At 44.7% G+C, this 14,201-nt stretch carries 12 protein-coding genes; 1 reads left to right on the top strand and 11 read right to left on the bottom strand.

All coding sequences use genetic code 11. From position 1 onward, the window contains the following. Positions 1–1,626: an ABC1 kinase family protein gene (locus ACR3I3_RS09260; RefSeq protein WP_440951974.1), complete on the bottom strand. Its 1,626-nt coding sequence runs from the start codon at positions 1,624–1,626 to the stop codon at positions 1–3. A 282-nt stretch (positions 1,627–1,908) separates the two neighbouring features. On the opposite strand from ACR3I3_RS09260, the gene ACR3I3_RS09255 reads away from it, so the two are divergent. Further along, positions 1,909–3,147: an ammonium transporter gene (locus ACR3I3_RS09255; protein ID WP_440951973.1), complete on the top strand. Its 1,239-nt coding sequence runs from the start codon at positions 1,909–1,911 to the stop codon at positions 3,145–3,147. Between the two features lie 47 nt (positions 3,148–3,194). Here the strand turns inward: ACR3I3_RS09255 and ACR3I3_RS09250 are convergent, their stop codons facing one another. The 10 genes from ACR3I3_RS09250 to ACR3I3_RS09205 all read right to left on the bottom strand — a co-directional run bounded on the left by ACR3I3_RS09250 (position 3,195) and on the right by ACR3I3_RS09205 (position 13,980). Beyond that, positions 3,195–3,395, bottom strand: a complete 201-nt coding sequence (locus tag ACR3I3_RS09250) for a hypothetical protein (protein ID WP_440951972.1) — start codon at positions 3,393–3,395, stop codon at positions 3,195–3,197. A gap of 256 nt (positions 3,396–3,651) precedes the next feature. Next, on the bottom strand, positions 3,652–3,828 hold the full coding sequence (locus tag ACR3I3_RS09245) for a hypothetical protein (protein WP_440951971.1): 177 nt from the start codon (positions 3,826–3,828) through the stop codon (positions 3,652–3,654). A gap of 40 nt (positions 3,829–3,868) precedes the next feature. Beyond that, complete coding sequence (locus ACR3I3_RS09240; protein ID WP_440951970.1) at positions 3,869–5,296, bottom strand: 2-oxoacid:acceptor oxidoreductase family protein; 1,428 nt, start codon at positions 5,294–5,296, stop codon at positions 3,869–3,871. A 2-nt stretch (positions 5,297–5,298) separates the two neighbouring features. Beyond that, on the bottom strand, positions 5,299–6,360 hold the full coding sequence (locus tag ACR3I3_RS09235; protein WP_440951969.1) for a 3-methyl-2-oxobutanoate dehydrogenase subunit VorB: 1,062 nt from the start codon (positions 6,358–6,360) through the stop codon (positions 5,299–5,301). Between the two features lie 24 nt (positions 6,361–6,384). After that, a complete protein-coding gene (locus ACR3I3_RS09230) occupies positions 6,385–6,627 on the bottom strand; it encodes a 4Fe-4S dicluster domain-containing protein (protein WP_440951968.1) in 243 nt (80 codons plus the stop codon). A 137-nt stretch (positions 6,628–6,764) separates the two neighbouring features. Beyond that, positions 6,765–8,438, bottom strand: coding sequence for an AMP-binding protein (locus ACR3I3_RS09225; RefSeq protein WP_440951967.1), 1,674 nt, complete (start codon positions 8,436–8,438; stop codon positions 6,765–6,767). Positions 8,439–8,499: 61 nt separating this feature from the next. After that, a complete protein-coding gene (locus ACR3I3_RS09220) occupies positions 8,500–9,054 on the bottom strand; it encodes a cupin domain-containing protein (RefSeq protein ID WP_440951966.1) in 555 nt (184 codons plus the stop codon). A 186-nt stretch (positions 9,055–9,240) separates the two neighbouring features. Next, positions 9,241–10,569, bottom strand: coding sequence for a COG1470 family protein (locus tag ACR3I3_RS09215; RefSeq protein ID WP_440951965.1), 1,329 nt, complete (start codon positions 10,567–10,569; stop codon positions 9,241–9,243). Between the two features lie 254 nt (positions 10,570–10,823). Next, the gene (locus ACR3I3_RS09210; protein WP_440951964.1) at positions 10,824–13,625 is read right to left on the bottom strand and encodes a heavy metal translocating P-type ATPase; all 2,802 of its coding nucleotides are present in this window, start codon (positions 13,623–13,625) and stop codon (positions 10,824–10,826) included. A gap of 151 nt (positions 13,626–13,776) precedes the next feature. After that, on the bottom strand, positions 13,777–13,980 hold the full coding sequence (locus ACR3I3_RS09205; protein WP_440951963.1) for a heavy-metal-associated domain-containing protein: 204 nt from the start codon (positions 13,978–13,980) through the stop codon (positions 13,777–13,779). Positions 13,981–14,201 lie beyond the last annotated feature (221 nt).

The raw sequence follows: 14,201 nt of genomic DNA, 5'->3' as shown, positions 1-14,201 counted from the left end.
TTACTGGTTTCTCAGGAACAGAACACCGAACATAAATATACCTACAACGAACCCTGCCACACCGAGAGTTGCAAGACTGCCCTCTGATTGTGATGCCAGATAAGCTGAAGCTACAAGGATAATTGAAAGGAAAGCATACTTCGCAAGGTTTTCGATCATTCTGTCGTGCTTGATCTCCCTTGTCTTTTCTTCCAGTTTCTCGATACGATATCCTCTTATCGTCTCAATAACATCATTTACTCCCTGTGGCAGGTTCTTGAATATTTCGAGATACCTGTCACCTTCAAGCAGGAAGTATTCGCCTGCCCTGAACGGTGAGTATCTTTTCATCATTACCATAGCGATCAGTTTCTTGGCATCCTCAATGATGTTGAACCTTGGATCAAGTTCCAGACAAACTCCTTCCACAAGCACAAGAGAACGTTCAAGTGTGGAAAAATCGCTCGGGAGAGAAAGGTTATATTTCAAAGCAAGGTTTGCATAACTATCATTCTGCCGCTCTCCGAGAGCAAAGTTCTGTATAGATATGAGAGTATCAAGGTCAACTTTGAACTTGTGCACATTGATTTCATCCTTGTTGATATTAGCTATCTTCAGGAAAGCATCGAAAGCGATATCTACATTCTTCTTGTATATGCCGTAGAAGAGGTTCAGCATGTTCCTTCGAAGATCGGAGTCAATAAGTCCCACTGCCCCGAAATCGATGTAGGCAATTCCATCCTCACGAAGGAGAATATTTCCAGAATGCGGATCCGCATGGTAGAACCCATGAACATATACCTGGTCCAGGTAACTTGAACTGATTATGTGAGCATATCTGGATCTCGTCTTTTGATCTGTTGTATCAAGGTCCTTTACGAGGGTCCCTTCCATATAATCCATCACAAGGATACTCTCGGTACAATATTCATCATGAACTTTTGGTATATGGATATCTCTTTCTTTCTCAAATATTTCCTCGAACCTTTTTATGTTACGGGCTTCATTTAGGAGGTTTACCTCTTTGTTCAGCATATCCTGGAACTCATCAAGAAAATCATCGATATCGAAATTGTCTCCGAAACCGCCAACCTTTTTCAGGATTGGTTTCAGGTCATTGATGATGGCAAGATCAACATTAATCTGGTCTATAAGCCCGGGTTTTGCGATCTTGACTGCCACCTTTTTACCATTGATCCTTGCTTCATAGACCTGAGCTATGGATGCGCTGGCAATTGGTTTCTTCTTAAATTCATCAAAATTCGCAAGGAACTCTGATACGATCACCGAAGGTTCTGCCTTTCCGATGGAGCAGCCTGCACGGAACCCCTCAAGTGAATCGGTCATTTCTTCAAGTTCAAGAGGACGTACCTTGTTCTGTAGCTGGGAAAGTTCCTTCACATAATCGATCGGAAGAAGATCAGGGCGCTTGCTCATGATCTGTCCAAGTTTGATGAACGTCACTCCAAGGTCTTCAAATGCCAGCCTGAGCTTCTTTGCATTCTTCTGTCTCTCAACATCGATATAACAGGTACCCTTCCTGTTGGAAACATAGTTCTGCTGTATATCTTTGTACAAAAGGCTGAAAAGGTTATACTTGAAAAAGACTTTCGCAATGGAGAAGTATCGTCTTGTCTTCTTGAACATTGATATAATATATGGATTGTAATAGTTAATAAGTTGGAGGGTAATTAACTCAAAAACATTGTTATTATACCTTTTATTATGTGATCTTATTTTATCATCTATGTTCCCATAGTCCGACCTTTTATATTTCATGCGTAATACATAAATATTATAACATGTTCTAGATATCTTCTTTTTAGGGCGCCTTCTGCATCCGATTTTAATTTTATATTACGCTATTTTTAAATACCATAAAAGCGGAAGGGAGTTGCATATTACCGCATTATAATTTGGAGAACAATTATGTTTGATTCAGGAACTACAGCTTTTATGATAGTTGCAACCAGTCTTGTCATGTTAATGACACCAGGACTGGCTTTTTTCTATGGTGGACTTGCCAACAGGAAAAATATAGTTGGTATAATGATGCAGACTTTCGTATCATTGGGAATTACAAGTATCCTATGGTTATGTATAGGCTATTCTTTGTGCTTCAGTGGTGATGGAGCAATTCTTGGAAATCTGGACAAAGCCTTTTTGCATGGAGTTTCAGTAGATTCAGTATTTTCAGGAAATGATAAGATCCCTGAACTGGTGTTCATCTCTTACCAGATGATGTTCGCTATCATTACTCCTGTACTTATAACCGGTGCATTTGTCAACCGTGTGACCTTTAAGGCGTTTCTGATCTTCCTGGTCCTCTGGCAGTTACTTGTGTACTACCCATTTGTTCACATGGTATGGGGAGGAGGCGCTTTAGCTACCATGGGTGTTCTGGACTTTGCAGGCGGTATCCCGGTGCATGCAATAGCAGGATTCGGTGCATTAGGAGCGGTCTTTTATGTAGGTGCAAGAAGGGAAAAAGATGAAAAACCTCATAGCATCCCTTTGATAGCTATAGGAGCAGGTATTCTCTGGTTCGGATGGTATGGATTTAATGCAGGAAGCGAACTCAACCTTGACCAGTTTACCGCACTGGCACTCATAAATACCGACATTGCAGCTTCTTTCGCGGCGATCTCATGGCTCATGATCGAGTGGAAACAAACCGGAAAGCCAAAATTTGTCGGATTATTGACAGGTGCTCTTGCCGGCCTTGTGACCATAACACCTGCAGCAGCATATGTTTCTATGCCAACGGCTGCTCTTTATGGTATTGTGGGGGGGACAGCATGCTACTTTGCTATCCAGTTCAAGAACAAGATGAAATGGGATGATGCACTGGATGTATGGGGACTTCATGGAGTTGGTGGAGTTCTGGGAATGACCATGCTGGGTATCTTTGGTTCATCAGCAGTAAATCCGGCTGCAACAGATGGCTTGTTCTTCGGTGGAGATCCTATGTTCTTTATAACAGAGCTGGCTGCAGTTATCGGAGCATCTGTGTATGCATTCATATTCACGTACGGAATGTTGAGAATAATTGAATTTATAACGCCTGTAAAGGTTTCAGAAGAGTTTGAGATCAGAGGATTGGATGAAATGATCCACGGAGAAATCGCATACGACTATGATCTTTCAATTGATCGATTGATCGATTGATCGATTATTTCTTAATTAAGAAAAAGTCTCCTGCAAGTCAGGAGATCTCATATTTTATTCAATGATTTAATTTGATCTGTGATCATTGATCTTGCCTTTTTTAGCATCCACACATGCTCTATGCCGACATCATCGAAGGTTTTTCCAAACTCTTCCGAAGGATCGATAGTAGCTTCTTGCATACATCCGTGATCTGATAAGATGTTTTTATTTCCGTACTCTGCTGCCTCTTGAAGTAGCAGTTTCATCAGAACAAAACCAAGACAGGTTCTACGATCGTTTTTCAGGACACAGATCTTCCCAATGCAGAACATTCCATCCTCTCATATAGCCTGCCTGTTGCTACAGGAGAGCATTCTGAAAATAGAGCAAGTTGTTTGGGATAGCTGTCAATCTCATCGATATCTATCTATTCAGGAATGGCCTGCTCATAAATAAAATAGCTTTTCGGACATATTAGGCATCATCAAACCCTTCCATGCCGGTTGTCCACATGATCTGAATTTATTCCACCCGGTTTCTGACCCTTAGGTAGATCAAAGTGATAAGTCCTGCAACTGTGCCTGCAGGGAGTCCTACAAATACGGAAAAGAATATACGTTCCTGGAGAAGGGCTGTAACAAGAACTGTTACTATAGCAAATACAACAACAGCTATCAAAAAGTGGACTATTCTCATCATGGTCTTCGAAAATATAATTTGCCGGAAATAATCCGGCAACTTATTTAAAATTTTCTCTTGACCATTTAGCACCGGCCTCAAGGACATCAAGGTTCATCGGGATAAGCTTTGGTTTGCTTGCAAAAGTATCCTCGATCGCTTCCCTGAACACCTTTTCCGGAAGACGTGTGTCACCCTGTGCCATGAGCACTCCGAGCATTACTGTGTTTGCTGCTTTCACGGAACCTGCATCCTTTGCGATCTGCATTGCAGGTACTGCGATAGCCCTTACTCCTTCAGGAGCCTCGAACTCACCGATAGTATCATCGTAAAGGATGAGTCCTCCCTTCTTTACATCAGCTGCGAACTTCTCGAGGGATGGCTGGTTGAGTGCTACAAGTACATTTGACTCATAGACCACAGGTGAACCGATGGATTCTCCTGAGATAACAACTGAACAGTTGGATGTTCCACCACGCTGTTCCGGTCCGTATGAAGGGTACCAGGAAGCATAGCGCTGATCACGGCATCCTGCACGTGCAAGTGTAAGTCCCATGCTCAATACACCCTGACCACCGAAACCGGCGATCTTAACGAGTGCCTGACCAAACTCAGGGTCCGGTACAGCATCAGGTGATGCACTGCTTTCAAGGCTGTAGAGGTCATCGATAGCCTGCTTGGAGAAATCACTATCTGAGCGCAGAAGTGGTTCGGTCTCATCGAAGTTGTCCCTGAAGTTCTTCAGAGGGAATTCCTTCTCCATCATCTCGTTCACGAACTCTGTGCTCTGCTCGGAGTTCTGCCTGAGGTTCGTCGGACACGTGGAAAGTACTTCAACGAATGCGTATCCTTTACCTTCTTTCTGAACTTCAAGAGCTCTCCTGACTGCTTTCTTTGCCTTCCTGATATGTGCGATGTCTGATATTGAGACACGCTCGATGAAGACAGGTGCCTTGAGGTTGTCAAGCAACTCACACATGTGCATCGGGTATCCTGCAAAGCGTGGGTCCCTTCCGTCAGGACATGTGACGGTCTTCTCGCCGATGAGCGTGGTTGGTGCCATCTGGCCACCTGTCATACCATAGACGGTGTTGTTCACGAAGAACACTGCCATCTTCTCTCCACGGTTGGCAGCCTGCATGGTCTCATTAAGACCGATGGATGCAAGGTCACCGTCACCCTGGTAGGAGATAACGACTGCATTGTCCTGTGCTCTTGACATACCTGTACCTACTGCAGGTGCCCGTCCATGTGCGACCTGAAGGTTACCACAATCGAAGTAGTAGTAAGCGAAAACTGCACAGCCTACAGGACTGATCATAACGCTTCTATCCTGGATCTCAAGCTCTTCCATCGCCTCTCCGATGAGCTTGTGCAAAATACCGTGTCCACATCCCGGACAGTAATGGGTTGCAGTTGGTGCAGCTCCGCCTTTGCGTGGGAATTCCGGATAAATGCCGGATGGTCTTCCAATGATCTTTTCTGCCATGATTATTCCTCCCTTGCAGCGATCTCTCTTATCTTCTCCATGACCTGGTCCAGTGTGATCAGGTTTCCACCCATACGGTTGACGAGTTCCACAGGACATTTGCAGCCTGTAGCAAGGCGTACATCATCCCTTAGCTGACCGTTGCTCATTTCTACGGAAACGAAGGTCTTATGTCCTGCATCCGCAAGGGCCTTGAGCTCATTCTCCGGGAACGGGAACAATGTTATCGGACGGAAAAGACCTACCTTGATACCTTCCCTTCTTGCGACCTCCACAGCTGAGCGGCATATCCTGCTGCTGATACCGTAGGCCACCAGTACAATGGAAGCATCTTCCATCATGTATTCCTCGTACTCGACCTCGTTCTTCTTGACAGTCTCATATTTCTCCTGAAGCTCATAGTTGAAGTCCTCGAGCTGGTCGAAGTCCAGGAAGATGGATGTTACAAGGTTCTGGCGTGTTTCCTTTGTTCCGCAGACAGCCCATGACTCATCAATGACTGGCTCCACAGCTTCTTCAGGGAACTGGAGCGGCTCGATCATCTGGCCGAGAACACCGTCTGCCAGTACAACAACAGGGTTGCGGTACTTTGTAGAGAGCTCGAATGCCTTTATTGTGAAATCACACATTTCCTGAACTGAGTTCGGTGCAACCACGATGTTGCGGTAGTTTCCGTGTCCGCCACCTTTTACGACCTGTATGTAATCACCCTGTTCAGGACCGATGTTACCAAGACCGGGACCTGCTCTCATGATGTCCACGATGACACATGGGAGTTCAGCTCCTGCAAGGTAGGAAACACCTTCCTGTTTAAGGCTCATACCGGGGCCTGATGACGCGGTCATGACCCTGTGACCAGCGGATGCTGCACCGTATACCATGTTAATTGCAGCCTCTTCGGACTCTGCCTGTACGAACTTCCTTCCAAGTTTCGGAAATGTATGTGAAGCTTCGTGGAGTATCTCACTTGCAGGTGTGATCGGATAACCGAAATAACAGTCACAGCCTGCGTATAAAGCACCAATGACAACTGCGGAGTTGCCTTTAATCAATTGTGTAGCCATAAAATATCACCTCATTTTTTTGGCTTATTCTTCCTTGATCGGGATATGAACTGCAATTGCAAGTGGCTCAGGACATGTGTAGTAGCAGTTTCCACAGCCTATGCATCCTTCTCCCGTGTATTCAACATAATGATAGCCGCGCTCGTTGATCTGTTCGCTCATAAAGAGGACATCCTTTGGACATGCAGCTACGCATCTTTCACATCCTTTGCACTCAATAATGTTGAGTTCCGGATATGGTTGCATCTTTTCATTGTTCTCAGACATATTATCAACTCAATAAAAGGACCGAATGGTCCGGAATAGTTTATCAGTAACCTTTTCTACCAAAGTGTTTCCGATATTTTTTAAATAGCATTATCAGGAAACCTTAAGGCTTCCTGACATGAAGCAAATAAGATATATCAGTTCGCTGCCTTGTCGTGATCACGGATCTCGACACGCCTTATCTTGCCGCTGATGGTCTTAGGAAGCTCATCCACGAACTCCACAGCCCTTGGGTATTTGTAAGGTGCAGTGGCCTTCTTGACATGTTCCTGAAGTTCCTTCTTAAGCTCATCGCTTGCTTCATAACCTTTGGCAAGTACGATGGTTGCCTTGACGATCTGTCCGCGGACAGGATCTGGTACACCGGTAATAGCACATTCAAGCACAGATGGGTGCTCAATGAGTGCACTCTCTACCTCGAAAGGACCTATCTTGTAGCCGGAGCTCTTGATGATATCATCAGACCTTCCGATGAACCAGAAATAGCCGTCCTCATCCATCCATGCCATGTCACCTGTGTGATAGTAACCGTCATGCCAGGTCTCAGCGGTCTTCTTCTCATCTGCCCGGTAGCCAGCGAAAAGACCCACAGGCTTTCCTCCGGAAGTACTGATGACGATCTCACCTTCCTCTCCTGAATCACAGAGCTTTCCGTCAAGATTGATAAGCTGGATATCATATTCTGGTGATGGTCTTCCCATGGATCCGGGTTTTGGTTCCATCCACGGATAGGTTGCGATTGTCACAATGCTCTCGGTCTGTCCGAAACCTTCCATAAGCTTGAGTCCGGTGAACTCAAGGAACCTTTCATATACCTCAGGGTTCAGTGGTTCGCCAGCTACCACACAGTATTCAAGGCTGCTGAAATCATACTGGGAAAGGTCTTCCTTGATAAGGAACCTGTAAATGGTAGGCGGTGCACAGAAGGTTGTCACACCATAACTGCTTGCTTTCTCAAGCATGTTCTTTGCATCGAAACGCTCATAGTCATAGACAAAGACCGCTGTTCCGCAGATCCACTGCCCGTAGAGTTTACCCCATACGCATTTTGCCCACCCGGAATCAGCGACTGTAAGGTGCAGTCCGTCATCCATGACATTCTGCCAGTAGTTTGCAGTGATTATGTGACCAAGCGGGTAGCTGAAATCATGCTGTACCATCTTTGGCAGGCCGGTAGTTCCGGATGAGAAGTATAAAAGGGAAATGTCATCGTTCTTTGTTGCTTCATCACCCTCAGGCCTGCTGAAGTCCTCGGATGCTGCTTCAAGTTCTTCTGTGAAATTGATCCATCCATCTTTCTGAACATTCAGAACTGCCTTGTGGAGCAGGATATCCTCATAGCCTACATGAGCTTCATCAATATATCTCATAAGGCCTTCATCATCAGCGCTGACTACCATTTTGATGTTTGCAAGCTCGATACGGTATGTTATGTCCTTGGTGGTAAGCATGTGGGTAGCAGGGAGTGTGACAGCTCCGATCTTGTGGAGTGCAAGGATACATATCCAGAACTCGTACCTGCCTTTGAGGGTCAGCATTACGACATCGCCTCTCTTGATACCATATTTCCTGAATACGTTTGCAGCTTTATCACTGTATTTTTTAAGGTCTGCAAAATTGTAGATCAGTTCCTCACCATCATCGTTACACCATACAAGAGCTCTTTTCTCAGGTTGTTCCTTTGCGTACCTGTCTACGATATCGTATGCGAAGTTGAAGTTCTCAGGGATTTTTATCCTGAAGTTCTCCTTGAAATCTTCATACGATCCGAATTCAGTACGTGAAACATATTCTTCTAAAAAAGATGACATATTTACACCGTTTTCCATTGTCTTATAGATCAAATCTCAAATCTGGGTTCGAATATCGTTTTCAAACGATCATGGCAAGGAACTTTGCAGGTTTGTCTCCAATAGCTTCCATTGCATGATCATAGCTGGAATCAAAGTAGATGGAATCTCCTTCTTCAAGGACGATCTCATTATCATGTATCTTTATCTTAAGTGTACCCTCAAGAACAAAGTCGAATTCCTGCCCGGGATGTGAGCTCATTGAGTGCTCAGGATCAGTAGATCCGGGTTCTACCTCGACAATAAAGGTCTCTGCCTTTTTGTGAATGAAATTTGGCCCGAGGTTCTGGTACTTGTAAGCTTTTCTTCTTTCGACAGTAGGTCCCTTGTTCTTTCTGGTGACAGTAAAGATATGCATGCGGGGTTCTTCACCTGTCAGGAGCAGGGTCATGTCCACTTTAAGGAACTGTGCGATCTCAAAAAGGATGCTGGCAGGAATGTCAGCTTCACCCGTATCGTACTGATGGTAGATCTCAACAGGTATGTTAAGGTATTTTGCTATTTCTTCTTCATTGATTTCTGACAGCTCACGCAGCTCATGGATGCGTGACGAGATTTCCTTTATTTTTTCCTGCATGATATCAACTTTTATTGGTTAATAAGGAAGATACTTACAAAATAAAATAGAATTTTGAAAGAAACAATATCCGGGCAAGTTTACTTGATATTGCAATCCTTTTTCGTATTTTAATAGACAGGATGTTAAAAAAGGTACTGGGTGCCATGTTAACATGTGGCACAACCCAGTTTAGTATCAAAGTACTTACTCTGAAGGACCAATATTTATCGAGTATTCAAAGTTCTCGGTGTCATGTGGCATAATTTCAAGTGTCCACTCACCGGCATCACCATCAAAACGATATGTTTCCGTGTATCCGGTAGAACCTTCCTTATAGACATTAAGCTGCTCAATGTTTTCAGTTACGGGGACCTCAGCCTCCATATAGCTTCCAGCAGCCTCATCCATTGCCATCCTGTAAATTACAGGGGACTGCTGTCCCAAACTTACAGAGCCAGTGTAACTTGTGCTTATCAGAACCGGTCTTACCTCACCTTCAGCATTTGTTAACACAACCTCGAATGAAGGTGTTGTGGAAGAGATGCTGCTGCTACCATAGTTGTATTTCGTTGAGAATATTTTGATGGTTACAGGATCGTCAGTTGCTGCAGTGAAGGTCGTTCTGTATGGCTCATCAGGCTGCTGCCAGGCATCGAAGTTCATGCTGACCTTCTGGCCCCATTCACTGATCGTCCTGTCCTTAATGTTCAGGTTGATCCTTCCATTGACAGATCCTTCCGCATTACCAGGGATCTTCACCTTCACTTTCACAATAGCCTTCTCTCCTGCTTCTATAACAGAAGGTGATGTGATGATCACATCTTTTTCATCAAGGGAGACCTGTGAACCATAGTACAATTCATCCTCGACCTTTTCAAACTCAGGATCAATGTATATAGGCTTATCTGCAACGTTCTTCAGCCTGATGACATATTCATATTCAGAACCAGCTTCCACGCGGTCACTGATATATGAATTGAACACCTGGACATTTGGTGGCAGCCATACGTTCACTGAAAGATCGAGCGCTCCGTTGTAACCCGGATACATGGCAGCAATGTCTCCTTCAAGACCGCTGAAGAAGATATTTGCATTGTAATGGCCAAGCTCGGCATCCTCAGGAACTGACACTTTGATGGTGAATTCCTGTGTATCCTCAGTTTTGATTTCAGCCTTTGCTGGTGAGATGCTGACCCAGTCCTCGTCAAGTTTGTTGTCGCTTAAGAACTTTGGTACAATACGTGGCTCAACAGTTATTGTATCTTCACCATAGTTATAGAGGGTGACAGTCATTTCATCTGACTCACCGGGCTTTATTGTAAGGTAGGAATATCCAGGATCAACATAAAGTGGCACGCTCTCTCTTGCAGCTTCAGGATATATCATGTCCTGGTAATATCCGTCAGCAGCGATCTTTTCAGCTATCAGTACAGGCTCCTCGGCCACAGGTTCAGAAATGGCAACAGCAACACCTGCTGCTGTCATACTGAGCAATAACATGCCGAATGTGACAAATGTGAAGTATTTCTTCATATGGATCTCTCTTTTGCGTTTGTGACATTGATGTTTTCAATTTTGAATGTGAATCTTCGTAATTCTCACCGTCTTTCGACATGTTACAATAATATCTGAACTTATTAAAGAATTGTCTAAACTTCAAATTGATTCGTAGTTATTAAATTAAAGAAAAAAGGAGTGGCATGCTTAGAACATGCCAGTTAAGCCAATTTCCGAAAGAATGATCCATTAGTCTTTTATTGGTCAGATAACTGACTGACCTGTGTGTATCATTTGATCCTGCTTCTCTTCATCAGCAGTGAGTTCGTTACAACAGATACTGAGCTCATTGCCATGAAAGCTGCTGCCATTGCAGGAGTTACAAGTACCTGATGGAACACCGGATAGAGTACACCTGCAGCTATCGGAATACCAAGACTGTTGTATCCGAAGGCCCAGAACAGGTTCTGCTTGATCTTCCTCATGGTCAGGCGGCTCAGGCGTAGGGAAGCTACTACATCAAGGAGGTCGTTCCTGATTAGGACTATCTGTGCAGACTCCATGGCAACATCAGTTCCGGCTCCCATAGCAATGCCGACCTCTGCTTGGGTAAGTGCCGGGGCGTCATTGATACCATCACCTACCATTGCAACAATACGTCCCTCTCCCTGAAGCTTCTTTATCTCAGCTGCCTTGTCTTCAGGCAGTACTTCTGAAAGGACACGTCTGATCCCTGCCTGTGCTGCAATTGCTGAAGCTGTCCTGCTGTTGTCACCAGTGATCATCACAACCTCAAGTCCGAGATCCTTAAGCTTTGAAACAGCCTCTATGGAATTCTCCTTGAGAGTGTCTGCAACAGCTACGATGCCAATAGCATTGCCATCGACCGAGACCAGCATGGCGGTCTTTCCCTGTTGTTCAAGTTCCTCAAGCCTGCCGATAAGGGAAGATATATCTATATTATTGTCACCCATGAGCTTACGGGTACCAAGCAGGACTTCCTGCTCTTTGATGGTCGCCTTAACACCGTGTCCGGGTATCGACTCGAAAGAAGATACATCCAGGATCGGCACATCCCTATCTACAGCACTGTTCACAATAGCCTCACCAAGAGGATGTTCAGATCCCTTCTCAGCGGTAGATGCAAGGGAGAGGATCTCGTCCTCACTGCGTTCTCCATAAGTAATAACATCTGTCAGCACAGGTTTTCCTTCAGTGAGAGTACCTGTCTTGTCGAATACGATAGTATTGATCTTACGGCTGACCTCAAGTGCTTCCCCTCCCTTGATCAGGATCCCATTCTCAGCTCCTTTTCCGGTACCAACCATTATGGCTACCGGAGTTGCAAGCCCAACAGCACAAGGACAGGATATGACCAGGACAGTGATACCGATCAGGAGTGAGAACAGGAACGGACTTGTGATCACAGAATATTGTGCAACATCGAACATGTTGTATCCTATAAGGAACCAGAATAGGAATGAAAGCACTGCAATTATGATCACTGCAACAATGAAGCGACCGGCAACAAAATCAGCTATCCTCTGGATAGGAGCTTTGGATGTCTGTGCATCTTCAACCAGCTTGATGATCTGGGAAAGTGCAGTATCGGCACCTACTTTTGTAGCCTTGAACCTGAAAGATCCTGTTCCGTTCACAGTAGCACCGATCACCTGGTCACCCACATTCTTCTCAACAGGTATGCTTTCCCCGGTGATCATGGACTCGTCTATGGAGGACGAACCTTCGGTAACTACACCGTCAACAGGCAGTTTCTCTCCCGGCCTGACAACAACAATGTCTCCTGTAAGAACGTCTTCCACAGCTACTTCGGTCTCCTCGCCGTTCTTTATGATCCGGGCCGTCCTTGCCTGAAGGCCAATAAGCTTCCTGATAGCCTCGGAGGTCCTGCCTCTTGCCCTTGCTTCAAGGTAGCGTCCAAAGGTTATGAACGTGATAAGCATTGCAGCCGAATCGAAGAAAGTGTGCTGGTAGCCCGGTCCGAGGTCAATGAAGCTGGTCACTACACTGATCGTGTAAGCAGCACCCGTACCGGTTGCTATCAGCAGGTTCATGTCAGCAGAACCGTGGCGTAGACCTTTGTAGGCACCAACAAAGTACTGCCTACCCGGGAAGGCCATGACAACGGTAGTAAGAACGAAAAGGACAAGTCTGTCAGCAAGTATTGGTGGTACAAAGTAGAGGTACTGTGGGAAGCCCCCACTCATTCCACCAAGTGCAATAGGTATTGTTAGAAAGAACGCGATCAGAAGGTTGTTCCTCTGCCATGTGATCTCCAGATCCCTTGCAGCCTGTTCACGATCCGCAGGAGTACCTTCCTTTTTCACGGATGCGGTGTAGCCGATATTATCTATCGCTTTCAGCATATCAGCTACTGAGACCTTTGATGAATCATACTCAGCATGCGCACTGGACATGGGGAAGTTCACACTTGCATTGCTCACGCCATCAAGTTTCTTCAGAGCACGCTCAATGTTAGATGCACATGCAGCACAGGACATGCCACCGACATCAAAGTTCACTTCATCCTTCAATACACCATAACCGGTGTTCACGATGGTTTCTTCAAGCTTTCCGGTGTCGATCAGTTTCGGATCATAGGTCACAGATGCCTTTTCAAGAGGGAGATTGACAGTTGCCGAAAGGACACCGGGCTGTTTCTTCAAAGCATCCTCTATTCGTAATGCACAGGCTGCACAGGTCATACCGGTAACTTTCAGAGTTGAATCTGCTGGTTCAGCTGAGATTTCTTCTACAGCTTTTTCTGTAGAAGCTACTTTTGCTGTGGATTTTTCTGATGCAGCTTCAGTTTTACTTTCTTCCGTTTTTCCCATTGGGATTTCTTCTGAATACTCAGGAGTATTTTCAGCACCTGTTTCATAACCGGCATCTTCAACAGCCTGTCTTATCTTATCAGGAGTTACTTTTTCAGGATCAAAGACGACAGTGGCACTGTTCTCTTCAAGGCTTACTTCCACATTTTCCACACCATCAAGTGAGGAAATTGCCTTTGTAACCCTCTCATGGCAATGCATGCAGGTCATTCCATGGACATCTATTGTGATCTTCATATTATCACACCAAAAGAATAAAGGAAATTTGTTCGTCTGTCTGTCGGGCGGTCGATCGTACATTTAGTGCTACCAGACACTAAAAATCCGACTTAATATTGATCAAACTTCGATCAAATAATGATAATTTAACTAAGTTAAAGCTATAAGGTCAGGCCTTATAGCCGGCATCGTTGACTGCTTTTTTGATAGTATCAATATCTGTTACCTGTGGATCGTAAGTAAAACTGGCTTCCCCTTTATCAAGATCGACATCAACAGAAGAAACGCCATCAACCTCGGATATTGCTTTTGTTACCGCCATCTTACAGTGTCCGCAGGACATGCCTTCTACTTTAATAGTGGTTTCAGTCATTTTTATACTCCCATAAAGAAATGGACTATTCTTCAATTAATACTTTTTCCATTAGCTTTTATTGTTTCAGCAACGGTTTATATCGGATTTGGTATAAGTGTACAAAACTGCTTTTATATAAATCTTAGTATATCATCATTTAGAATGATTTTACTTATTAGCGTAAACTACTTATGCAGAGATACGGTAAGTTAACGCCGTTAACACACTTAAAGACTACC

The sequence above is a fragment of the Methanococcoides mangrovi genome, from assembly GCF_052057775.1.
In the GTDB taxonomy this organism is placed as follows: domain Archaea; phylum Halobacteriota; class Methanosarcinia; order Methanosarcinales; family Methanosarcinaceae; genus Methanococcoides.
This window is presented reverse-complemented; position numbering and strand designations above follow the sequence as displayed.

Excerpts from the sequence above, each read along its gene's own strand:
- ACR3I3_RS09215 (WP_440951965.1), bottom strand. The coding sequence starts at position 10,569 with ATGAAGAAATACTTCACATTTGTCACATTCGGCATGTTATTGCTCAGT.
- ACR3I3_RS09250 (WP_440951972.1), bottom strand. The coding sequence starts at position 3,395 with ATGAAACTGCTACTTCAAGAGGCAGCAGAGTACGGAAATAAAAACATC.
- ACR3I3_RS09235 (WP_440951969.1), bottom strand. The coding sequence starts at position 6,360 with ATGGCTACACAATTGATTAAAGGCAACTCCGCAGTTGTCATTGGTGCT.
- ACR3I3_RS09230 (WP_440951968.1), bottom strand. The coding sequence starts at position 6,627 with ATGTCTGAGAACAATGAAAAGATGCAACCATATCCGGAACTCAACATT.
- ACR3I3_RS09210 (WP_440951964.1), bottom strand. The coding sequence starts at position 13,625 with ATGAAGATCACAATAGATGTCCATGGAATGACCTGCATGCATTGCCAT.
- ACR3I3_RS09240 (WP_440951970.1), bottom strand. The coding sequence starts at position 5,296 with ATGGCAGAAAAGATCATTGGAAGACCATCCGGCATTTATCCGGAATTC.
- ACR3I3_RS09205 (WP_440951963.1), bottom strand. The coding sequence starts at position 13,980 with ATGACTGAAACCACTATTAAAGTAGAAGGCATGTCCTGCGGACACTGT.
- ACR3I3_RS09260 (WP_440951974.1), bottom strand. The coding sequence starts at position 1,626 with ATGTTCAAGAAGACAAGACGATACTTCTCCATTGCGAAAGTCTTTTTC.
- ACR3I3_RS09245 (WP_440951971.1), bottom strand. The coding sequence starts at position 3,828 with ATGATGAGAATAGTCCACTTTTTGATAGCTGTTGTTGTATTTGCTATA.
- ACR3I3_RS09225 (WP_440951967.1), bottom strand. The coding sequence starts at position 8,438 with ATGTCATCTTTTTTAGAAGAATATGTTTCACGTACTGAATTCGGATCG.
- ACR3I3_RS09220 (WP_440951966.1), bottom strand. The coding sequence starts at position 9,054 with ATGCAGGAAAAAATAAAGGAAATCTCGTCACGCATCCATGAGCTGCGT.
- ACR3I3_RS09255 (WP_440951973.1), top strand. The coding sequence starts at position 1,909 with ATGTTTGATTCAGGAACTACAGCTTTTATGATAGTTGCAACCAGTCTT.